At 73.4% G+C, this 21948-nt stretch carries 18 protein-coding genes and 2 tRNA genes; 11 read left to right on the forward strand and 9 right to left on the reverse strand.

What is annotated here, in order from left to right; translation table 11 throughout:
• Positions 1 to 970: 970 nt before the first annotated feature.
• The 5 genes from ACFUMH_RS03820 to rpmH are packed head-to-tail and all read right to left on the reverse strand — an operon-like array spanning position 971 to position 3630.
• Positions 971 to 1480 (reverse strand): protein jag, encoded by a 510-nt coding sequence (locus ACFUMH_RS03820; RefSeq protein ID WP_378200659.1) that lies wholly within the window; start codon positions 1478 to 1480, stop codon positions 971 to 973.
• 52 nt (positions 1481 to 1532) lie between these two features.
• On the reverse strand, positions 1533 to 2801 hold the full coding sequence (gene yidC, locus ACFUMH_RS03825) for a membrane protein insertase YidC (RefSeq protein WP_378200662.1): 1269 nt from the start codon (positions 2799 to 2801) through the stop codon (positions 1533 to 1535).
• Between the two features lie 21 nt (positions 2802 to 2822).
• Entirely contained in the window at positions 2823 to 3119 is a 297-nt protein-coding gene (gene yidD, locus ACFUMH_RS03830) for a membrane protein insertion efficiency factor YidD (protein WP_378200665.1), read from the reverse strand.
• Positions 3116 to 3481, reverse strand: a complete 366-nt coding sequence (gene rnpA / locus ACFUMH_RS03835; protein ID WP_378200668.1) for a ribonuclease P protein component — start codon at positions 3479 to 3481, stop codon at positions 3116 to 3118. The genes yidD and rnpA overlap by 4 nt, the downstream gene beginning before the upstream one ends.
• Positions 3482 to 3492: 11 nt before the next feature.
• The gene (gene rpmH / locus ACFUMH_RS03840; RefSeq protein WP_043601468.1) at positions 3493 to 3630 is read right to left on the reverse strand and encodes a 50S ribosomal protein L34; all 138 of its coding nucleotides are present in this window, start codon (positions 3628 to 3630) and stop codon (positions 3493 to 3495) included.
• Between the two features lie 493 nt (positions 3631 to 4123).
• On the opposite strand from rpmH, the gene dnaA reads away from it, so the two are divergent.
• From dnaA to ACFUMH_RS03895, 11 genes are all read left to right on the forward strand, one after another.
• Positions 4124 to 5767, forward strand: a complete 1644-nt coding sequence (gene dnaA / locus ACFUMH_RS03845; RefSeq protein WP_378200671.1) for a chromosomal replication initiator protein DnaA — start codon at positions 4124 to 4126, stop codon at positions 5765 to 5767.
• Between the two features lie 1017 nt (positions 5768 to 6784).
• Complete coding sequence (dnaN, locus tag ACFUMH_RS03850; RefSeq protein WP_378200674.1) at positions 6785 to 7915, forward strand: DNA polymerase III subunit beta; 1131 nt, start codon at positions 6785 to 6787, stop codon at positions 7913 to 7915.
• A 64-nt stretch (positions 7916 to 7979) separates the two neighbouring features.
• The gene (gnd, locus tag ACFUMH_RS03855; protein ID WP_378200677.1) at positions 7980 to 8978 is read left to right on the forward strand and encodes a phosphogluconate dehydrogenase (NAD(+)-dependent, decarboxylating); all 999 of its coding nucleotides are present in this window, start codon (positions 7980 to 7982) and stop codon (positions 8976 to 8978) included.
• A gap of 8 nt (positions 8979 to 8986) precedes the next feature.
• Positions 8987 to 10201, forward strand: a complete 1215-nt coding sequence (recF, locus tag ACFUMH_RS03860) for a DNA replication/repair protein RecF (protein WP_378200681.1) — start codon at positions 8987 to 8989, stop codon at positions 10199 to 10201.
• Positions 10191 to 10868 (forward strand): DciA family protein, encoded by a 678-nt coding sequence (locus tag ACFUMH_RS03865; RefSeq protein WP_378200684.1) that lies wholly within the window; start codon positions 10191 to 10193, stop codon positions 10866 to 10868. The genes recF and ACFUMH_RS03865 overlap by 11 nt, the downstream gene beginning before the upstream one ends.
• Before the next feature lie 371 nt (positions 10869 to 11239).
• Positions 11240 to 13225: a DNA topoisomerase (ATP-hydrolyzing) subunit B gene (gyrB, locus tag ACFUMH_RS03870; protein ID WP_378200708.1), complete on the forward strand. Its 1986-nt coding sequence runs from the start codon at positions 11240 to 11242 to the stop codon at positions 13223 to 13225.
• Between the two features lie 55 nt (positions 13226 to 13280).
• On the forward strand, positions 13281 to 15914 hold the full coding sequence (gene gyrA, locus ACFUMH_RS03875) for a DNA gyrase subunit A (protein WP_378200687.1): 2634 nt from the start codon (positions 13281 to 13283) through the stop codon (positions 15912 to 15914).
• A complete protein-coding gene (locus ACFUMH_RS03880) occupies positions 15911 to 16954 on the forward strand; it encodes a DUF3566 domain-containing protein (protein ID WP_378200690.1) in 1044 nt (347 codons plus the stop codon). The genes gyrA and ACFUMH_RS03880 overlap by 4 nt, the downstream gene beginning before the upstream one ends.
• Before the next feature lie 137 nt (positions 16955 to 17091).
• Positions 17092 to 17168 (forward strand) — tRNA-Ile (locus ACFUMH_RS03885).
• A gap of 53 nt (positions 17169 to 17221) precedes the next feature.
• Positions 17222 to 17341, forward strand: a complete 120-nt coding sequence (locus ACFUMH_RS03890) for a DLW-39 family protein (protein ID WP_243738078.1) — start codon at positions 17222 to 17224, stop codon at positions 17339 to 17341.
• Between the two features lie 60 nt (positions 17342 to 17401).
• Positions 17402 to 17477, forward strand: a tRNA-Ala gene (locus tag ACFUMH_RS03895).
• Between the two features lie 84 nt (positions 17478 to 17561).
• On the opposite strand, the gene ACFUMH_RS03900 is transcribed toward ACFUMH_RS03895, so the two are convergent.
• From ACFUMH_RS03900 to ACFUMH_RS03915, 4 genes are all read right to left on the reverse strand, one after another.
• Positions 17562 to 17909, reverse strand: a complete 348-nt coding sequence (locus tag ACFUMH_RS03900) for a UBP-type zinc finger domain-containing protein (RefSeq protein ID WP_378200693.1) — start codon at positions 17907 to 17909, stop codon at positions 17562 to 17564.
• Entirely contained in the window at positions 17906 to 19372 is a 1467-nt protein-coding gene (locus tag ACFUMH_RS03905; RefSeq protein WP_378200696.1) for an ATP-binding protein, read from the reverse strand. The genes ACFUMH_RS03900 and ACFUMH_RS03905 overlap by 4 nt, the downstream gene beginning before the upstream one ends.
• Positions 19369 to 21048: an FAD-dependent oxidoreductase gene (locus ACFUMH_RS03910; protein WP_378200699.1), complete on the reverse strand. Its 1680-nt coding sequence runs from the start codon at positions 21046 to 21048 to the stop codon at positions 19369 to 19371. Before ACFUMH_RS03910 ends, ACFUMH_RS03905 begins: the two co-directional genes overlap by 4 nt.
• Positions 21049 to 21180: 132 nt before the next feature.
• The gene (locus tag ACFUMH_RS03915; RefSeq protein WP_378200703.1) at positions 21181 to 21876 is read right to left on the reverse strand and encodes a GNAT family N-acetyltransferase; all 696 of its coding nucleotides are present in this window, start codon (positions 21874 to 21876) and stop codon (positions 21181 to 21183) included.
• Between the last annotated feature and the right edge of the window lie 72 nt (positions 21877 to 21948).

A 21948-nucleotide genomic window follows, 5' to 3' on the forward strand; every position in this document is an offset into this window, starting at 1 on the left:
AGGTCTGCGCGAACCGGTGGCCGCCACGGTCGGGACATGCGCGCCATGTCGAGTCGACTAGGTGGACGTGCACGAGCGACGGAGCCGACGGGCGGCGGAGTCGATGGGCGGCGAACGTCACTACACCTGCCAGGCCATCCCAACGCCCCCAGTGGCTGGCCGGCGGCGCCGAGGATCCCGCCCAGACGCAGCGTGCGGCTCCGGCCCTGCGCGCCCTACCTCTCCATCGTGACCACAGCATCCTGGCGCCACCGTGGCCGACGCCGGGATCCAGGGCGACCACACCGTGCGGCCACACCTGCCAGCAGCGGCTTCAGGAACCCTCGTCGAGTGCCTTCCCCGGCTCGAGCGGTCGTCTCGCGGCTGGACGGCGGCGCGTAGTTGCAGGCGCCGAAGGGCCCGCTCTCGGTCAGCAAGCGCCATACCCGTAGCCACGCGCGCGCCGCGCGGAGTGACGACACCTCGTCTTCGGCGACAGCACGCGGTGGTCGGCGCGTCCGGACCTCATCCTCGGTCGCGGCGCGTACCGCAGGCCCTCAGCGGTTGGCGTGCGTCGTCTCCTAGCCCCGTCCCCACGTGAGTTGCGCTCGGGGCCTCGGCGCCCTTCGGTGATCCCGTCCTCACAACGGGGTGGCGGGGCGCTTCCGGCGCCGCCGTGCACCGGGGATCCCCGACCGTGTGAGCGGTGAAGGCCACGCGTGCGCCGACCGCTACGGGGCGGACCCGTGCCGACACGCATTCGACCGGGAGCCCACGCGCGTCACCGTTCCACGTGAAACGGCCGCACAGGACCTGCGACGTCGCTCAGTGAACGGCACCGCCACGACACGACGCCACGACGTTCCACGTGGAACCGCACCACACGCACCGATGCCAGTCGGCGCATCACCGGCCGGTACGGAGCCCGCGTCCAGCCGGAACGACGAAGGGCGTTGACCGCACTGGTCACCGCCCTCCGTACCTCTCGCGCTCAGGCGGGACGTACCACCACACGACGCTGCGGCTCGACGCCCTCCGAGTCGCTCACGAGGCCGGCCTCGGCGACGGCGTCGTGCACGACCTTGCGCTCGAACGGGTTCATCGGCTCCAGACGGACCGCCTCCCCCGAGGACCGCACCTGGTCGATGGCCACCTGGGCGACAGCCACGAGCTCGGCGCGACGGGCGGCACGGTGCCCCGCGACGTCGAGCATGAGCCGGCTGCGCTCCCCCGTGCGCGTCTGCACGGCGAGCCGCGTGAGCTCCTGCAGCGCGTCGAGGACCTCGCCGTCGGCGCCGATCAGGCGACGCAGGGAGGCGTCCTCGCCGTCCTCCGCCACGATCTCGACGGCCGCACGGCCGTGGTCCACGTCGATCTCGATGTCCCCGTCGAGGTCGGTGATGTCCAGCAGCTCCTCGAGGTAGTCGGCGGCGATCTCGCCCTCCTCCTCCAGGCGTCGCACGACGTCCCCGTCGACGGCCGTCTCCGGCTGGGTGCTCATGTCTCCTCCGATCACACGCCGCGTGCTCGCGGCCACGTCCGTGGTGCTGCCGTCAGGAGGCGTCGGGGCCCTCGGTGGCCCCGCCGCCCGAGCTCGTGCCGGGTGCACGCGTCGCCCCACCGGGCCGCGTGCCCCCGCCCTTGGCGTTCTTGGGTCGCGGCTTCCCCGCCGCTGCTCCCGCAGCCCCGCCCGCGGGGCTCTTGCCACCGGCCGGGCTCTTGCCACCTGCGGGGCTCTTTCCACCGGCCGGCCGCGTGCTGCCGGCGGGGCCGGCGTCCGAGACGTCGCGCGCCGGGGCGTCGGGAGCCGGATCCGTCGTGGACGCGGCAGTGCTCGCGCCCGGCGTCGACGTCGGCTTCACCTTGGCGCGGTCCTTGCGCTTCGGCTGCTGCCGCTGCCCGCGGGGCTTCTCCTCGATCACGGCAACCGGGCCGCCGTCGTTCTCCTCGATGGTGGCGCCGCGACGCGCGGCCTTGCGCGCCTTGCGCTCCTTCATCGCGGCCTCGGCCTGCGAGCCGGGAGCCGGCATGCGGCGGATCGTGTAGAACTGCTGGCCCATCGACCACAGGTTGGTGGTGGTCCAGTAGATGAGCACACCGATCGGGAAGTTGACGCCCGAGAACGCGAAGACCAGCGGCAGGACGTAGAGCAGGATCTTCTGCTGCTGCGCCATGGGGCCCTGCAGCGCGGCCGGCGGCATGTTCTTCATCGTCAGCTGCCGCTGCGTCGTGAACGTGGTCACGGACATCGCGATGATCAGCAGCACCGTGACGATCATGATGTTCACGTTGCCGTCCGCCTGCATGAACGTGCCGGACAACGGCGCCCCGAAGATGGTGGCGGCCTCGGCCTGCCCGGCGAGGTCACGCGTCATCGGGCCGATCGAGTCGGCCCGGTCGTACGTGCCGGCCGCGAGCCGCGGCAGCTCGTACAGCACGCGGAACAGCGCGAAGAAGATCGGCGACTGCAGCAGCAGCGGAAGGCACGAGGCGAACGGGTTCGTCCCGTGCTTGCGGTACAGCTCCATCATCTCGCGGCTCATGGCCTCGCGGGACGCCGGGTCGGTCCGGCCCTTGTACTTCTTCTGCAGCGCCTGCATCTCGGGCTGCACCATCTGCAGCCCGCGGGACGCCTTGATCTGCTTGAAGAACAGCGGGATCAGCAGGATCCGGATGACGACGACGAGCCCGACGATCGACAGACCCCAGGCGGCACCCCCTGCGGGGTCGAGCCCGATCGCGGTCAGCAGGTCGTGGAACCGGACCATGATCCAGGCCACGGCGACCATGATCGGGAAGAGCAGGCCGTCCATCCAGTCCATCGGTCAGGGCTCCTCGAGAGCTCAGTGCGCGGCCGGGGCCGCGTCGAGAGGGTGGTGCGCAGCGCGCACGGGGGGAACGTCGTCGACGCCGCCCGGGTTCCAGGGGTGGCACCGCAGCAGCCGCCGCACGGCGAGCCACGTGCCGCGCAGCGCACCGTGCCGCCGCACGGCGACGACGGCGTACTGCGAGCACGACGGGTAGAAGCGGCACGACGCCGGCGTGAGGGGCGAGACCACGTGCTGGTAGACCCAGAGCAGGGCGAGCAGCACGCGAGCGGGCACACGGAGCACCGCTCGCCCCAGGGCGGCGGGGGTCATGGGACGACCGGCGTGCGCGGCGTCACGCGGCCGAGCGCCCGGCGCAGGGCCGCGTCGAGGTCCGACCCGAGCGTCGCGAAGGACGCCGTGGCCGCGGGGGGCTGGGCGCGCACGACGAGCCTCGCGCCCACGGGCAGCCGGTCGAGCCGCGCCCGCACCAGCTCCCGGAGGCGCCGCCGGACGAGGTTGCGGACCACCGCGTTGCCGACGGCCCGAGACACGACGAGACCGACCTCCGGCGGGCCGGGGTCGGTCGTGGTCGTGACGTGCACGACGAGCGTCGGACGCCCCCCGCGCGCACCCCGACGCACCGTCTGCTGGAAGTCGGCAGAGCGGCGCATCCGGTGCGCTGCGGGGAGCACCGGCGTGCGGGTCAGGCCGAGAGCTCGGCGCGCCCCTTGCGACGGCGCGCGGCCAGGATGGCGCGGCCGGCACGGGTGCGCATGCGCAGGCGGAAGCCGTGCGTCTTGGCCCGGCGCCGGTTGTTCGGCTGGAAGGTGCGCTTGGTCACGACGATCTCCACGTTCTCGGGGCGGACGCGCACGGGTGCGCATCCAGGTCCATGTGCCGGTGATCGACCGCTCCTCAGGAGCACACGGGGAGCCGTGTGAGTGGCGTCTGGGCGCGCCGGATGGAGCCGTCAAAAGGCTGGATCACGTTACGCTCTGCGACCCGACCCGGTCAAATGCGGCCCCTCGTCACGCTCCCCTCCCGCGCGCACCACCCGCGCGCGCGAGGCGCCCGACACCCCTTCTGCCGTCCGCCCGGCACCGTTAGCATCGTGCGACGTCGCTCCCCCCGCGGGCACCCCGCCCGCCCGGACGGAGCCGCCGGTCGGGCAGCCGGTGGGCACGGGCGACGGACCGACGGCCAGGCGTCATGGGGCGCCCCGCACGCCGGTCCCGTACGACCGCACCTCCCGCACACAGGTGTGGACAACTATGTGGACGACGGGCCCGCGTGCCAGACTCGCCGGACCGCGAGACCGAACACCGAGGTAGGACGTGTCACAGGACGAAGAACCGGCCCGCGTCTGGGGGCACGTCGTCGCGACCCTCGAGGCGAGCCCGGACATCACCCCGCGCCAGCTGGCGTTCGTCCGTCTCGCGCACCCGCTCGGGCTGCTCGACGGGACGATGATCCTCGCGGTCGGCAACGACCTGACGAAGGAGTACCTCGAGACGCGCGTGCGCGGCGAGGTCACCGAGGCGCTGTCGGAGGCGCTGGGCCGCGAGGGCCGGTTCGCGATCACCGTGGACCCCGACGTCGCCGGCGACGTGCCGCCTGCCCTCCGCGTGGTCCCGCCCGCACCGGCCCCGTCCGGTCAGGACGACCGCTTCGGCCAGGACGACCGCTTCGGCCAGGACGACCGCTTCGGGCGCGAGAGCCGCGACGGACGTGACGCGCGCGACGGCCGTGACGGCCGCGACGACGACCTGCGCCCGGACCTCTCCCTCGTCTCCTCCCCCGGCTACGGCGGCTTCGGCCGTGACGACCGGGCGGGCGACCCCGGCGGTCGCGACGACGCCGACCGCGACGCGCGCCCGTCGCTGCGCGCGATCGACGGCAGCCTCGCCGAGGACGTGCGCCCCGCCCGCCGCGGGCTGTCCGAGCCGGCGCGGCTGAACCCGAAGTACCTCTTCGAGACGTTCGTCATCGGCTCGTCCAACCGCTTCGCGCACGCCGCGGCGGTGGCCGTCGCGGAGGCGCCGGCCAAGGCGTACAACCCGTTGTTCATCTACGGCGACTCGGGGCTGGGCAAGACGCACCTGCTGCACGCCATCGGGCACTACGCGCAGAACCTGTACCCGACGGTGCGCGTGCGGTACGTGAACTCCGAGGAGTTCACGAACGACTTCATCAACTCCATCGGCGAGGGCAAGGCCGGCGCGTTCCAGCGCCGCTACCGCGAGGTCGACGTCCTGCTCATCGACGACATCCAGTTCCTGCAGGGCAAGGAACAGACGATGGAGGAGTTCTTCCACACGTTCAACACCCTGCACAACGCGAACAAGCAGGTCGTCATCACGTCCGACGTCCCGCCGAAGCAGCTGAACGGCTTCGAGGACCGGATGCGCTCGCGCTTCGAGTGGGGCCTCATCACCGACGTGCAGCCGCCGGACCTCGAGACGCGTATCGCCATCCTGCGCAAGAAGGCGGCGAGCGAGCGCCTGCAGGCCCCGGACGACGTCCTCGAGTACATCGCCTCGAAGATCTCGACCAACATCCGCGAGCTCGAGGGCGCGCTCATCCGCGTGACGGCGTTCGCGAACCTCAACCGCCAGCTGGTCGACGTGTCCCTCGCGGAGATCGTCCTCAAGGACCTCATCACCGACGACCAGACGCAGGAGATCACCGCCACGACGGTGATCGGGCAGACGGCCGCCTACTTCGGTCTGTCGATCGAGGACCTGTGCGGGTCCAGCCGGTCGCGCGTGCTCGTGACGGCGCGCCAGATCGCCATGTACCTGTGCCGCGAGCTGACCGACCTGTCGCTGCCGAAGATCGGCCAGGCCTTCGGCGGCCGCGACCACACGACGGTGATGCACGCGAACCGCAAGATCCGCGAGCTCATGGCCGAGCGGCGCTCGATCTACAACCAGGTCACCGAGCTGACCAACCGCATCAAGCAGCAGCACCGCGGCTGACGAGCGGAGGCTGCGCGTGCCGGCACCGCTCCGCCGCGCGCACCCCTCGGTCCCTGCACCCCCTCGACGGCGTCCACGCACCGCGTGGGCGCCGTCGTGGCGTCGTGAGGCCTGCGGAGGCCTGCGCCGGGCCGGGGAGCCGTACGTCGGCACGCGTGCGTGGCCGGGGCGGTGCCCCGGAGACGCTCACCAGGCCGTCCCGGCACCGCCAGGCCGGCCGCCGACACCCCGTCGCGCGCGTGGTCGCCGTCACGTCACCGCTCGACGAAGGAATTCGCCCGGGAGCCCTCGTCCACGGGTCCCTCCACCGTGCGACAGCAGTTGTCCACAGGTTTGCACACGGATGGGGACAACCTTCGACCACGTCGAACGTCCTCCAGGACGGCTCCTGCGGCGACCACCCGCCGACGTCCACGCGGGCGCGCCACCTGGACGGATGCCCTGATGCCGCTCCCCGAGCGGCCACCCCGGCGGTCGGCGCGACGCACTCACCCATGAGAGGACTCTCAGCGACAAACCGGGACGAACCCCTTGACGGCGCTGTCCACCTCAGGGTGAGACATGCATGGGACGATTGTTCACACCTGTGCACACACCTGTGGACGACGGTGGACGACCCCCTGCGTTGCTGTGGAGCGATCGTGGGCCGTCGGTGGACGCAGGTGCACGGTCCCGCGGCGGTCCACCGGCGTCCACACCGCGACCGGGGTCGCACCACACCCGGCCACACAGCCGGAAACGCGCCGTGAGCAGCCACGACGCCGTCCGTCCACACGATGCACACCCCCGATGACGACGACGAGACTTCTCTGGTGGGGGGATCCACACACCGCCGTACGGCTGTGGCGAGGTGGCGGCGGGCCGACGGCCTCGCGGCCTGCCACCGACCGGTTCCGGGCGTCGGACCGGTCGCGTAGTGTTCGGCAGTGCTCCGCCGGCAGCCGCCGGCCGCTCGCCGCGCCGCTCCCGGCGGCCACGCGCGCCGAGCACGACGGGTCGACGACGAGAAGGTGACGCATGAGGTTCCGGGTCGAGCGCGACGTGCTGGCCGACGCCGTCACGTGGACCGCGCGCAGCCTGCCGACGCGCCCGCCGGTCCCCGTGCTGGCCGGCGTCCGCATCGAGGCGGACACGACGGGCACCATCCAGCTCTCGAGCTTCGACTACGAGGTCTCCGCGCGCGCCCAGCTGCCGGCGGACGTGTCGGAGCCCGGCACGGTGCTCGTCTCGGGACGTCTGCTCGCGGAGATCTCGCGCGCGCTGCCCGCCAAGCCCGTCGACGTCGTGCTCGAGGGCACGAAGGTGCAGGTCACGTGCGGAGCGAGCCGGTTCACGCTCCTCACCATGCCGGTCGAGGACTACCCCGCGCTGCCCGCGATGCCGCCGGTCACGGGCACGGTGGACGGCGACGAGCTGACGCACGCGGTCGCCCAGGTGTCGGTCGCGGCCAGCCGTGACGACACGCTGCCCCTGCTCACGGGCGTGCGCGTCGAGATCGAGGGCGAGAAGGTCACGCTCCTCGCGACCGACCGCTACCGCCTCGCGCTGCGCGAGATGACCTGGAAGCCGTCGACGCCGGACCTGTCCGCGGTCGCGCTGGTGCGTGCCCGCACCCTCAACGACGCGGCGAAGTCCCTCGGCAGCGCCGGCTCCGTGTCCGTCGCGCTCGCCACGGGCAGCGGCGTCGACCTCATCGGCTTCGAGGCCGGCGGCCGGCACACGACGAGCCTGCTCGTCGACGGCGACTACCCGGCCGTGCGCCGGCTCTTCCCCGACGAGACGCCGATCCACGCGATCGTCCAGAAGCAGGCGCTCGCCGACGCCGCCAAGCGCGTCGCGCTCGTCGCCGAGCGCAACACGCCCATCCGGCTCGGCTTCAGCGAGGGCCAGGTCGTCCTCGACGCCGGCCAGGGCGACGACGCGCAGGCGTCCGAGGCGCTCGAGGCCGTCCTCGTGGGCGACGACATCTCCGTCGCGTTCAACCCGCAGTTCCTCCTGGACGGCCTCGGCGCGCTCGACACGACGTTCGTCCGGATGTCGTTCACGCACCCGAACAAGCCCGTCGAGTTCACCGGCCAGGAGTCGCTGGACGGCGAGGACTCGAAGGACTACCGCTACCTGCTGGTGCCCATCCGGTTCGCCAGCTGACGCCGCCGCCCGGCGCCGGGCGGCGACCTGGGGCACAGTGACCGGGGAGCACCACCACCGGGCGGTGCACCGCCGCGTTCGCGCGGACCACGGCACGAGGGCACGGCGGGAACCGCCGCGGAAGGGACGAGGCATGCACATCGGGCTGGTCGGCCTGGGCAAGATGGGCGCGAACATGCGCGAGCGGATGCGTGGGGCGGGGATCGAGGTCACCGGCTACGACCGCAACCCCGACGTCTCCGACGTCGCCTCGCTCGAGGAGCTCGCGCAGGCGCTCCCCGCGGGCGAGCGGATCGTGTGGGTCATGGTGCCGGCGGGGCAGATCACGGACGCCGTGATCTGCGACCTCGCGGAGATCCTCGGCGAGGGCGACCTCGTCGTCGACGGCGGCAATTCGTACTACCAGGACGACGCCAAGCACGCCGAGCTCCTCCACGCCCGGGGCATCCGGTTCGTCGACGCCGGCGTCTCCGGCGGCGTGTGGGGCCTGGAGAACGGCTACGGCCTCATGGTCGGCGGCGCGCCCGAGGACGTCGAGCGCGCGATGCCCGTCTTCGACGCGCTCCGCCCCGAGGGCGAGCGCGCCGACGGCTTCGTGCACGTCGGCCCCGTGGGCGCCGGCCACTTCGCGAAGATGGTGCACAACGGCGTCGAGTACGGCCTCATGCAGGCGTACGCCGAGGGCTACGAGCTGCTCGCCGCCAAGGACCTGGTCACGAACGTCGGCGGGACGATGCGCGCGTGGCGCAAGGGCACCGTCGTGCGGTCCTGGCTGCTGGACCTGCTCGTGCAGGCGCTCGACCAGGACCCCGGCTTCGCCGCGATCGACGACTGGGTCGAGGACTCGGGCGAGGGTCGCTGGACCGTCGACGAGGCGATCGACCTCGCCGTGCCGGCGCCGGTCATCGCCGCGTCGCTGTTCGCGCGCTTCGCGTCCCGCCAGGGCGAGTCGCCCGCGATGAAGGCGGTCGCCGCGCTGCGTCAGCAGTTCGGCGGCCACGCCGTGAAGGCCGCGGGCGGCGACACGGTCACGCCGACGGCGCCACCGACCGCGGAGGGCTGAGGCGCTCCGTGTACGTCGCGCACCTGTCGCTCACCGACTTCCGGTCGTACCCGCAGGTCGAGCTGCCGCTCGAGCCGGGCATCACCGCGCTCGTCGGGCCGAACGGGCAGGGCAAGACGAACCTCGTCGAGGCCGTCGGGTACGTCGCGACGCTGGGCAGCCACCGGGTGCCCAGCGACGCGGCGCTCGTCCGTGCCGGCGCCGCGCGGGCGGTGGTGCGGGCCAAGGTCGTGCGCGAGGAGCGGTCGACGCTCGTCGAGATCGAGGTGACGCCGGGCCGCGCGAACCGTGCGCGCGTCAACGGCGGCTCCCCCGGCCGCGCGCGCGACGTGCTCGGCATCCTGCGCACCGTGCTGTTCGCGCCGGAGGACCTCGCGCTCGTCAAGGGCGACCCGGACGGTCGCCGGCGGTTCCTCGACGACCTGCTCGTGCAGCTCACGCCGCGCATCGCGGGCACGCTGACGGACTACGAGCGGGTGCTGCGCCAGCGGTCCGCGCTGCTGAAGTCGGCCGGCGCGGCGATGCGCTCGCGCGCGGGCGCCGACCTGCGCACGCTCGACGTCTGGGACGCGAAGCTCGCGCAGGCGGGGGCGCAGATCGTCGTCGCGCGCGAGGCGCTGGTGGCGGCGCTGCGCCCGCAGGCCGCGGACGCGTACCGGCAGGTCAGCTCGGGGCAGGGCGAGCTCGAGCTGGCGTACCGGTCGTCCCTCGACTCGGCGCTCGGGCGTGGGCAGGACGACGACGCCCCGGCGGCCGCGCCCGCCGACGCCCCGGCCGCGACGGCGGAGCTCGTCGAGGCGCGCCTGCTCGAGGCGATGGGCCGGCTGCGCGCCAAGGAGGTCGAGCGGGGCGTCAGCCTGGTCGGCCCGCACCGCGACGACCTCGTCCTGACGCTCGGCGGGCTGCCGGCCAAGGGGTACGCGAGCCACGGCGAGTCGTGGTCGGTGGCGCTCGCGCTGCGCCTGGCGTCGTGGACGCTGCTCACCCACGGGTTCGACGACGCCGGCGGCTGGGCGGCGGACTGGGGCCCCGACGGCGAGCCGGTCCTCATCCTCGACGACGTGTTCGCGGAGCTGGACACCCGGCGGCGCGACCGCCTGGCCGAGCTGGTGGCGCCCGCGCGGCAGGTGCTCGTGACGGCCGCGGTGCCGCAGGACGTGCCGGAGCCGCTGGCGGGTGCGCGCGTCGACGTCATGGGCGGTGAGGTGTCGCGTGTCCTCTGACGGGTCGCGGCCGGGACGCCCGTCCTCCGGACGGACGTCGCCCGCACACCCGTCGCCCGCGCACGCGTCCCCGGGCCGCACACCCTCGGACGACGCCGCGGAGCCCGAGGACGCCGACGCGACGCTCCTCCCCCCGCCGACGGTCGTGCCCGACGGCGTCCCGGTGTCGGAGCTCGTGCAGCTGACGCCGCCCGAGCAGGTGGCGCGCACGGCGCTGGCGCGCGCGAAGGCGGCCGCCCGCGCCCGCGGCCTGCGTCCGGGCCAGCCGGCGCGCGGCACGGTCGCGTCGAGCGGCGCCGCACCCGGCCCGCGCGACCCGCAGCCGCTGTCGGTCTCGGCGGGCCGGCTCGCGCGCGACCTCGGCTGGGAGCCGGGACTCGTCGTCGGCGACCTGGTGCACCGGTGGGCGCACATCGTGGGGCCGCAGGTCGCGGAGCACTGCACGTACGAGTCGTTCGAGGCGGGGCTGCTGACGGTGCGGGCGTCGTCGAGCGCGTGGGCGGCGAACCTGCGCCTGCTGGCGCCGGCGATGCTGGCCCGGTTCGACGAGGCGCTCGGTCCGGGCGTCGTGGTGCAGGTGGACGTGCTGGGGCCGGCGGGCGGGCCCGGGTTCGGGCGCGGGCCCAAGCGCGTGCAGGGCCGCGGGCCGCGGGACACCTGGGGCTGACCGGGCCGGGCGTCGTCGCGGCGAGCCGACCCCAGCCGTGCCGCGCGGGACCGCGTCCACGGCATCGCGCGCAGGTGCCCCGTTCCGGGGCGTCCAGCAGGTAGACTGGAACGGTCAATGCAGGCGTCTGCGTGCCCTCCTGCGCGGCGATCTCCGCCCGCGCGGGGTGATCCGGTCTCCCGGCCGCTCGCAGACGCTCTCGACGCGCATCGCGCGCGCAGACCTCTCGAGGAGACCCGCCGCCCGTGGCCGACCAGAGCACCCCTCGCGACACCGACTCGGACCACGGCGACGACGCCACCCCCGCGACGCCCGCCCCGAGCGGTCGCCCCGCACCCAACGGCGGGTCGTACGACGCCAGCGCCATCACCGTGCTCGAGGGCCTCGAGGCGGTGCGCAAGCGCCCCGGCATGTACATCGGGTCGACGGGCGCGCGCGGCCTGCACCACCTCGTGTACGAGGTGGTCGACAACTCCGTCGACGAGGCGCTGGCCGGCTACTGCGACACGATCGAGGTGACCCTGCTCGCCGACGGCGGCGTGCGCGTCACCGACAACGGCCGCGGCATCCCCGTCGCGATCCACCCGACCGAGGGCCGTCCCACGCTCGAGGTCGTCATGACGATCCTGCACGCCGGCGGCAAGTTCGGCGGCAGCGGCTACGCCGTCTCCGGCGGTCTGCACGGCGTCGGCATCTCCGTCGTCAACGCGCTCTCGCGGCGCGTGGAGTCGCGCGTCAAGCGGGACGGCTACGCGTGGGAGCTCGACTTCGCGGACGGCGGCCGCCCGGTCGGCGAGCTGCGCCGCGGCGAGGCGACCGAGGAGACGGGCACCAGCCAGACGTTCTGGGCCGACCCGACCATCTTCGAGACGGTCGACTTCGACTTCGAGACCCTCCGCTCGCGCTTCCAGCAGACGGCGTTCCTCAACAAGGGCCTGCGCATCACGCTCACGGACGAGCGACCGCAGCACACCGGCACGGAGGACGAGGTCACGGACCCCGGCACGGCCGACGCCGGCGCGACGACGGACGGCACGACCGAGGCGCCGCAGGGCCGCAGCGTCACGTACAAGTACGACGGCGGCCTCGTGGACTACGTGACGCACCTGAACTCGGCGAAGAAGGTCGAGCTCGTGCACCAGGACGTCATCGAGATCACCGCGGAGGACACGGAGCGGCGCATCTCGGTCGACATCGCGCTGCAGTGGACGAGCGCGTACAGCGAGTCGGTGCACACCTTCGCGAACACGATCTCGACGACCGAGGGCGGCACGCACGAGGAGGGCTTCCGGGCGGCGATGACGTCGCTGATCAACCGGTACGCCCGCGACAAGAACATCATCAAGGAGAAGGACGAGAACCTCACGGGTGACGACATCCGCGAGGGCCTGACCGCCGTCATCTCCGTCAAGCTCGGCGAGCCGCAGTTCGAGGGCCAGACCAAGACGAAGCTCGGCAACACCGAGGCGAAGACCTTCGTGCAGCGCGCGGTCAACGAGCGCCTCGGCGACTGGCTGGACTCGCACCCCACCGAGGCGCGCGACGTCATCCGCAAGGCGATCCAGGCGGCGACGGCCCGCATGGCCGCCCGCAAGGCGCGCGAGGCCACGCGCCGCAAGGGCCTGCTCGAGTCGAACTCGATGCCCGGCAAGCTGCGCGACTGCCAGTCGAACAACCCCGCCGAGTGCGAGGTGTTCATCGTCGAGGGCGACTCCGCCGGCGGCTCGGCGGTCCGCGGCCGCAACCCGCGCACGCAGGCGATCATGCCGATCCGCGGCAAGATCCTGAACGTCGAGCGTGCGCGCCTCGACCGCGCCCTGGGCAACCAGGAGGTGCAGGCACTCATCACGGCGTTCGGCACCGGCATCGGCGAGGACTTCGACGTCTCGAAGCTCCGGTACCACAAGATCGTGCTGATGGCCGACGCCGACGTCGACGGCCAGCACATCCGCACGCTGCTGCTGACGCTGCTGTTCCGCTACATGCCGGAGCTCATCACGCAGGGCTACGTCTACATGGCCCAGCCGCCGCTGTACCGCATCAAGTGGTCCAACGCGCCGCACGACTACGTCTACTCGGACCGCGAGCGGGACGCCGTCATCGCGGACGGGCGCGCGAACAACAAGCGCCTGCCCAAGGAGAACGGCGTGCAGCGCTACAAGGGTCTCGGCGAGATGGACTACTCGGAGCTGTGGGAGACCACGATGTCGCCCGAGCACCGCACGCTCCTGCAGGTGACGCTCGACGAGGCCGCCGCCGCGGACGAGATCTTCTCGGTGCTCATGGGTGAGGACGTCGAGGCCCGCCGCGCGTTCATCCAGCGCAACGCCAAGGACGTGCGCTTCCTCGACATCTAGGCGCGACCCGCACCACCGCGCCCCCTGACCCCCGCGACACTGGAGTGACCCGCACGTGAGCGAGATTCCCGGCGAGATCGAGCACGGCCGCATCGACCAGGTCGACCTGCAGCTCGAGATGCAGCGCTCGTACCTCGACTACGCGATGGCCGTGATCGTCGGCCGCGCCCTGCCCGACGTCCGCGACGGCCTGAAGCCCGTGCACCGCCGCGTCCTGTACGCGATGTACGACGGCGGCTACCGGCCGGACCGGCAGTTCTCCAAGTGCAGCCGCGTCGTCGGCGACGTCATGGGCAAGTACCACCCGCACGGCGACACGGCGATCTACGACGCCCTCGTCCGCCTCGTGCAGGACTGGTCCATGCGGTACCCGCTCGTGGCGGGGCAGGGCAACTTCGGCTCCCCCGGCGACGACCCGGCCGCCGCACCGCGGTACACCGAGTGCAAGATGGCGCCGCTGGCCATGGAGATGGTCCGCGACATCGACGAGGACGCCGTCGACTTCCAGGACAACTACGACGGCCACACGCAGGAGCCGGTCGTCCTGCCGTCCCGGTTCCCGAACCTGCTGGTCAACGGCTCGGCCGGCATCGCCGTCGGCATGGCGACCAACATCCCGCCGCACAACCTGCGCGAGGTCGCGGCGGGCGTGCAGTGGTACCTGGAGCACCCGGAGGCGACGCGCGAGGAGCTCCTCGAGGCGCTGCTCCAGCGCATCAAGGGTCCGGACTTCCCGACGGGCGCGACGATCCTCGGCCGGCGGGGCATCGAGGAGGCGTACCGCACGGGCCGCGGCTCCATCACGATGCGCGCGGTCGTCGAGGTCGAGGAGATCCAGAACCGGCAGTGCCTCGTGGTCACCGAGCTGCCGTACCAGGTGAACCCCGACACGCTCGCGAAGAAGATCGCCGACCTGGTCCGCGACAACAAGGTGCAGGGCATCGCGGACATCCGCGACGAGACGTCGGGCCGCGCCGGCCAGCGCCTGGTGATCGTGCTCAAGCGCGACGCGGTCGCGAAGGTCGTGCTCAACAACCTGTACAAGCACACGCAGCTGCAGGACACGTTCGGCGCGAACATGCTCGCCCTCGTCGACGGCGTCCCGCGCACGCTCAGCCTCGACGCGTTCGTGCGGCACTGGACCGCGCACCAGATCGACGTCATCCAGCGCCGCACGCGCTTCCGCCTGCGCCGCGCCGAGGAAGAGATCCACATCTACCGCGGCTACCTCAAGGCGCTGGACGCGCTCGACGAGGTCATCGCGCTCATCCGCCGCTCCCCCGACGCCGACACCGCGCGCAACGGCCTCATGGAGCTGCTCGAGATCGACGAGCAGCAGGCGCAGGCGATCCTCAACCTGCAGCTGCGCCGCCTGGCCGCGCTGCAGCGCCAGGAGATCCTGCAGCGGCACGCCGAGCTCGAGGCCCGCATCGTCGAGCTCACCGCGATCCTCGAGTCGCCGGTCCGCCAGCGGGAGATCATCAGCGAGGAGCTGACCACGGTCGTCGACCGCTACGGCGACGAGCGCCGCACGCACATCCTGCCGTTCGACGGCGAGGTCAGCGTCGAGGACCTCATCGCCGAGGAGGACGTGGTCGTCACGATCACGCGCGGCGGCTACGCCAAGCGCACCCGCGTCGACGCGTACCGGGCGCAGCGCCGCGGCGGCAAGGGCGTGCGCGGCGCGCAGCTGCGCGAGGACGACATCGTCGACCACTTCTTCGTCACGACGACGCACCACTGGCTGCTGTTCTTCACGAACCTCGGCCGGGTGTACCGCGCCAAGGGCTACGAGCTGCCCGAGGGCGGCCGCGACGCCAAGGGCCAGCACGTCGCGAACCTGCTGGCGTTCCAGCCCGGCGAGCAGATCGCCCAGGTGCTGGACCTGCGCGACTACGAGCAGGCGGAGCACCTGGTGCTCGCGACCAAGCGCGGCCTGGTGAAGAAGACGCGCCTGACGGAGTACGACTCCAACCGCTCCGGCGGGGTCATCGCGATCAACCTGCGCGAGGACGAGGAGGGCCGGCCCGACGAGCTCGTGTCCGCGCGCCTCGTCGACCCGCACCAGGACGTCATCCTCGTGTCGCGGCAGGGCCAGTCGGTGCGCTTCACGGCGTCCGACGAGGCGCTGCGGCCCATGGGCCGCGCCACGAGCGGTGTCACGGGCATGAAGTTCCGCGGCGACGACGACCTGCTCGCGATGGACGTCGTCCGCGAGGACGCCTACCTGTTCACCGTCACGCAGGGCGGCATCGCCAAGCGCACGGCCCTCACGGTGGAGAACTACCGCCAGCAGGGCCGCGGCGGCCTGGGCATCAAGGTCGCGAACCTGCCCGAGGCGAACGGCGAGCTCGTCGGCGCCCTCGTCACGGACGCGGACGACGAGGTGCTCGTCATCATGGAGCGCGGCAAGATCGTGCGCTCCTCCACGGCCGAGGTGAACGCGACCGGGCGCACCACGCAGGGCGTCATCTTCGCCAAGCCCGACACGGGCGACCGGATCATCGCCGTCGCCCGGAACAGCGAGCGACACCTCGCGGACGATGCGGGTACCGTGGACGGGAACGGCCAGGGCACCGACGGAGCCGACGGCAGCGGCACGGCGACCGGCACCGCGCCGGACGCGACCGCCTCCGACACCTCCGGGGCGGAGCCGGACAGCGGTGACCGACCCGCGGAGGACGCATGACCGACACGCCCCCCTCGATCCCGCCGCGCAAGCGGCCGACGCCCCCCGCCACGGGCGCGAACGGCCGTGCGACGGGTGGTGCGACGACCACCGAGCGCACGTCGACGACCGAGCGCACGCCGACGACGGAGCGCACGTCGACCAAGCCCGGCACCGGGGCGCGCAGCACCGGTCCGACCGGTCCGCGCACCGGTGCGGCGGGCGGGGCGTCCGGCGGGTCGTCGGCTGGTTCGTCCGCCGGTTCGTCCGCGGAGGGCACGGCCCGTGAGGCTGCGCCCATGGGCGAGCGCGCCGCCGGCGCCGGACCCGCGGACGGTGCACGTGCCGCCGACCCGACGCGCGCGACGAGCACCGGGCGTCCCGCCGACGCCGCCGGCACCCCCGCGGACGACGACGGCGCGCAGGAGCCGTCGCCTCTCGTCACGGCCGTCGACACGACGACCGTCTGGCTCAAGAAGGCGGCGGGTGCGACGAGCACGAAGCTGTCGCAGGCGTACTCCCAGCTGACCCGCCCGAGGACCGAGGACCCGCAGATGACGACCACGCCGGACGCCCCCGCGACCGCCGCCGCCGCGAGCACCGCGACGGCCCCTGCCGCGGGCGCCGCACCGCGGACCACCGGTCCCGCCACGGGCGCCACCGCGCGTCCCGCCACGGGCCGTATCCCGTCCGTCGGCGGGCCGCGCCGCGTGCGCCTGTCGGTGTCGCGCGTCGACCCGTGGTCGGTGATGAAGCTCGCGTTTCTGCTGTCGGTCGCGGTCGGCATCATGATCGTCGTGGCCGCGGCGGTGCTGTGGTTCACGCTCGACGGCCTGCAGGTCTTCGCGCGCGTGGACGAGCTCATCGCGCAGGTCGCCGGCCCGGAGAGCACGCTCAACGTGCTCGACTACGTGTCGTTCCAGAAGACGATCTCCGCCGCCACGCTCGTCGCGGTCATCGACGTCTTCCTGCTGACGGCGCTCGCGACGATCGGCGCGTTCCTCTACAACCTCGTGGCGGCGCTGGTCGGCGGCGTGCACGTGACCATGACGGACGAGTGAGGTCCGGCCGGGACACCGCCCGGCGCGCGCCCTCCCGCCGGCCGTCGCCGGTTTGGGATCGGCCCCGCGCCTGAGGTAGTCTCGACCGTCGCACCCGCCCGGTCGGCTCCTCGGAGCGCGCACGGGTGGTGCGAGACGGGCCTATAGCTCAGACGGTTAGAGCGCTTCCCTGATAAGGAAGAGGTCACAGGTTCAAGTCCTGTTAGGCCCACCACGTCGGACCCGCACGGGTCGCGTCCACCGGCACCACCTGAGACGGGGGATCCGATGAAGAAGCTCCTGCTGGTCGCCGCGGTCGCGGCGGTCGGGTTCGCCGCCTGGCAGAAGTACGCGCAGGACCGCGACGAGCGCGACCTGTGGGCCGAGGTCACCGACACCTTCGAGTGACCGGCCGCTCCCACGGGGAGCGATCCGCGGCGGACGCCGCACCGCGGCCGACGCCGCACCGGGGCCATGGCGCAATTGGTAGCGCACCTGCTTTGCAAGCAGGGGGTTAGGGGTTCGAGTCCCCTTGGCTCCACCACGACGTCACGGCCCTCGCTCCCGGCGGAGCGGGGGCCGTCGCCGTCCCGGCGCGGCACGGCACGGGCGCCGCCGGCCGCGGGCGTCAGACGTGGATGTGCGCCCGCCAGTCCGCTGGCACCCGCCCGGCCGGTCCTGGCACGGACTGGTCCTCCGGCCGGCTCTGCGGCGGCGCGAGGGCGGGCCCGCGCGCGTAGTCCTCGGACGCGTAGTCCCAGAACCAGTCCTCGCCGGGCTCGAACGAGCGCACCACCGGGTGGCCCGTGGCGCGCCAGTGCGCGGTCGCGTGCTGCGACGGCGAGGTGTCGCAGCAGCCGACGTGCCCGCAGGCGGCGCACCGGCGCAGGTGCACCCACCAGCCGCCGGCGGCGTCGCACTCGAGGCAGCCGGTGCCGCTGGGCGGGGCGGCGGGGTCGATCGCGTCGACGGTCATGACGGCAGCACCTCCGGTGCGTCGGGGCGGGTGTACGGGAGCCGGACGAGGAAGCGGGTGTCCCCCGGCTGCGAGCGGACGGTCAGGTCGCCGTGGTGCTTGCCGACGACGATCCGCCACGCGATGTCGAGGCCGAGCCCTGTGCCGGACCCGACGGGCTTGGTGGTGAAGAACGGCTCGAACACCCGGTCGACGACGTCGGGCGGGATGCCGGGGCCGGTGTCGGCGACCTCGACCTCGAGCCAGTCGTCGACGCGCCGCGTCGTCACCGTGAGGGTGCCGCTGCCGTCCATGGCCTGCGCGGCGTTGTCGACGAGGTTCGTCCACACCTGGTTGAGCTCGGCGCCGTACGCGTGCACGGGCGGCAGCGTGCGGTCGTACGCGCGCACGACGGTGATGCCGTCGAGCCGCCGGTCGAGCATGGTCAGCGTCGCGTCGAGCAGCTCGTGCACGTCGAGCTCGCGGTCGGGCGCGCGGCCGATCTGCGAGTACTGCTTGGCGGCGCCGACGAGCGTGGAGATGCGCGTCGTGGCGTCCTCGACGTCGTTCATGAGCTGCTCGGTCTCGAGGGCGTACGCGAGCCAGCGCACGGTGCCCTCCAGCACCTCGGGCGCGACCGCCTCCGCGACGGCGTCCAGCCACGCCGGGTCGAGCTCCGCGGTGACGAACGTCGACGCGAGCTCCCACGGCGCGCCGACGTCGTGCGCGTCCAGCCAGTCGGTGAGCGCGTCCTCGGCGTCGGCGCGCTCGAGCGCCCCGGGCGGCGGCGGTGCGCCGGGCGCGCGCGTCTTGGCGAGCGACTCCACCGCCTGCTCCTGCAGGTCGACGAGCGTGGCGAGGGTCGTCGCGTCGTACGGGCCGGACGCGATGAGCGCGAGCTTGTGCCGCATGCCGGCCACGCGCTCGCGCAGCGCCGAGGTCGCGCGTCCGGCGGACGCGGCGGGGTTGTTGAGCTCGTGCGTGAGGCCGGCCGACAGCGCGCCGAGCGCGAGCAGCCGCTCCCGCTGGTTGACCGCCTGCTGCGTCGCGTGCTGCCCCGTCGCGAGCCCCTCCAGCAGGTGCACGGCCATCGGGAACCACCGCGTCATGAGCGTCGCGAAGTCCGACGACGGGAGCGCGTAGAACCGCGACGGCGCGAGCACCCGCATGGTGCTCGGGTACGTCTGCGACGCGCCCGCGCGCAGGTACGCCGCCCACGCGCCGCCGTACACGCCGCGCTGCGACGTGCGGGAGATCTCGACGTCGTCGGCGCCGACGCGCCGCTCGAGCGCCACCTTCCCCTCGAGCAGCACGTAGAACCACTCCGCCGGCTCGCCCTCGCCGTACAGCGTGCCGGGGTCGCGCCGCTCGACGTGCCCGTGCGTGCACAGCCAGTCCAGCTGCTCGTCGGTGAGGCTCTCGAAGAGGAACAGGCTGCGCAGCTCGGCGACGTCGCACGGCTGCGCGCCGGCCGGCGCGCTCACCGCTCCCCCAGGTACCGGTGCACGAGCATGACGGCCATCGCGCCCTCGCCCACGGCGGACGCGACCCGCTTGGCCGACTCGGCCCGCACGTCGCCCGCGGCGAACACCCCGGGCACGCTCGTCTCGAGGTGGTACGGCGGCCGGTCCAGCGGCCAGCCCGCGGGCGGGTGCCCGTCGACGAGCAGGTCGTGGCCGGCGCGCAGGAACCCGCGCGCGTCGCGCTCGACGGTCCCGTCGAGCCAGTCGGTGAGCGGCGCGGCGCCGATGAAGACGAAGAGGAACCCGGCGGCGACTGACTCCTTCTCCCGCGTGTCGACGTCCTGCAGCACGAGGCCCTCGAGGTGCTCGTCCCCGACCGCGTCGACCACCGTCGTGCGCGTGCGCACGGTGATGCGGGGATGCGCCTCGATCTGCTCGACGAGGTAGTGCGACATCGACGCCGCGAGCCCGTCACCGCGCACCACCAGCGTCACGGAGCGCGCCTCCCGCGCGAGGAACAGCGCCGCCTGGCCGGCGGAGTTCGCGCCGCCGACCACGTGCACGTCCTGGTCCCGGCACGCCGCGGCCTGCGTGAGCGCGGACCCGTAGAACACGCCGCGCCCGGCGAGCGCCGCGAGCCCGGGACCGTCGAGCTCGCGGTACGCGACGCCGTTGGCCAGCACGACCGCGTGCGCGGCCACCGTGCTGCCGTCCGCGAACCGCACCGCGCGCGCCGACCCGTGCACCTCGAGCCCCACGACGTCACGCGCCATGACGATCTCCGCGCCGAACCGCTGCGCCTGGCGCCGCGCGCGCTCGGTCAGCTGCGCCCCCGAGAGGCCGTCCGGGAACCCGAGGTAGTTCTCGATGCGTGAGCTCTGCCCGGCCTGCCCGCCCGTGGCGGTGCGTTCGACCAGCGCGGTCCGCAGCCCCTCGGACGCGCCGTAGAGGGCCGCGCTCAGCCCGGCGGGACCACCGCCGACGACGACGAGGTCGTAGAAGTCCGCCGCCGGGTCGACCGACAGGCCGACCCGCGCGGCCAGCGCCGCGTCGTCCGGTGCGACCAGCACGTCGGCGTCCGCGGTGACGACGACCGGCAGCCGCTCGCCGTCGACGCCGGCCGCCTCGAGGATGCGTCGACCCTCCGCCGACTCCACGGCGTACCAGCGGTACGGCACCTGGTTGCGGGCGAGGAACTCGCGCACCTGCGTCGAGCGCGCCGACCACCGGTGCCCCACGACCTTGGGGCCCTGCACGGCGGGCGGCGCGGCGTCGTGCCACGCCTCCAGCTGCGCGTCGAGCACCGGGTAGAGCTTCTCCTCCGGCGGGTCCCACGGCTTGAGCAGGTAGTGGTCGAGGTCGACGACGTTGACCGCGTCGATGGCGGCCGCCGTGTCCGCGTACGCGGTGAGGAGCACGCGGCGCGCGACCGGGAAGAGGTCCATCGCCTCCTCGAGGAACTCGATGCCGCTCATGCCGGGCATCCGCTGGTCGGCCAGCAGCACCGCGACCTGCTCGCCGCGCAGCTTCAGCTCGCGGCACGCCGCCAGGGCCTCCGCGCCCGACTCGGCGCGCACGACGCGGTACCGGTCGCCGTAGCGGCGACGCAGGTCGCGCGCGACGGCGCGCGAGACGCCCGCGTCGTCGTCGACGGTGACGAGCGCCGCGCGCGGCGACGGGTCGGTGGTGGTCGGCACGGGCACCTCCGGGTGGCGGGTGTGCGGTCACAGATGCGCGGTCACGGGTACGGGGTCACGGGTACGGGGTCGCGGGTGGCGCACCGCACACTCTGCCGCCGCGGGGACGCCCTGCACAGCCCCCGGCGGGCGTCAGGACGTCGCGGCCAGCCCCAGCTGCTCGCGCAGCGCCTCGACGCCCTCCATCTGCACGTCGAGCCGCAGGTCGTCGCGGCGCGCGTCCCAGTCGGCGCGGTCGAGCACGTACAGCCGGCTCTCGACGGCACCGCCCTCGCGCGCCTGGTGCAGCACACCGTTCGGGCGGTAGCCGATCTTGCGCGTGACGCCCGACGAGCCCGGGTTGTCGACGAACGCCGACGTCGTCGCGTGCTCCGCGCCCAGGCCCTCGAACAGCAGGTGCAGGATCAACAGGCGCATCCGCGTGCCGATGCCCTTGTGGTGGTGCTCCAGGCCGAGCCACGAGCCCGTCTCCGCGCTGCGGGTCACGGCGAAGTCCTTCGCGTACATGCCCTGCGTGCCCACCGGAACGCCGTCGTGCAGGACCGCGAGCTCGATGGCCCAGTCGGCGGGCGTCGTGCGCTGGCGCAGGCCCCACTGGTACGTCATGACGCTGCGGGCCACCTGCACGGGCGTGCCGCGCGTCCACGGCACGAGGAACGGCATGTAGTCCGGCGGGTGCACGCCGCGGGCGGCGAGGCGCGCGAGGTCGAGCAGCGTGCGGTCGTCCGGGGCCCGCAGCTCGAGGTCCCCGCTGCGGACGCGCACACCCAGCAGCGGCCAGATCTCGACGTCGGTCAGCGGGGTCGCGTCCTGAGCGGGAGCCGTCATCCGCGCAGCGTCGCGGGTCGTCCCGCGCCCGGTCAACCGGGTTCTCGTGCCACGAGGGCGCCGCACGTGACG

Source organism: Cellulomonas sp. NPDC057328, from assembly GCF_042667215.1.
Classification (GTDB): domain Bacteria; phylum Actinomycetota; class Actinomycetes; order Actinomycetales; family Cellulomonadaceae; genus Cellulomonas.

Coding starts and splice junctions, on each gene's coding strand:
- yidC (WP_378200662.1), bottom strand. CDS start 2,801: ATGGACTGGATGGACGGCCTGCTCTTCCCGATCATGGTCGCCGTGGCC.
- dnaN (WP_378200674.1), top strand. CDS start 6,785: ATGAGGTTCCGGGTCGAGCGCGACGTGCTGGCCGACGCCGTCACGTGG.
- ACFUMH_RS03900 (WP_378200693.1), bottom strand. CDS start 17,909: ATGACCGTCGACGCGATCGACCCCGCCGCCCCGCCCAGCGGCACCGGC.
- ACFUMH_RS03915 (WP_378200703.1), bottom strand. CDS start 21,876: ATGACGGCTCCCGCTCAGGACGCGACCCCGCTGACCGACGTCGAGATC.
- ACFUMH_RS03880 (WP_378200690.1), top strand. CDS start 15,911: ATGACCGACACGCCCCCCTCGATCCCGCCGCGCAAGCGGCCGACGCCC.
- yidD (WP_378200665.1), bottom strand. CDS start 3,119: ATGACCCCCGCCGCCCTGGGGCGAGCGGTGCTCCGTGTGCCCGCTCGC.
- ACFUMH_RS03890 (WP_243738078.1), top strand. CDS start 17,222: ATGAAGAAGCTCCTGCTGGTCGCCGCGGTCGCGGCGGTCGGGTTCGCC.
- ACFUMH_RS03820 (WP_378200659.1), bottom strand. CDS start 1,480: ATGAGCACCCAGCCGGAGACGGCCGTCGACGGGGACGTCGTGCGACGC.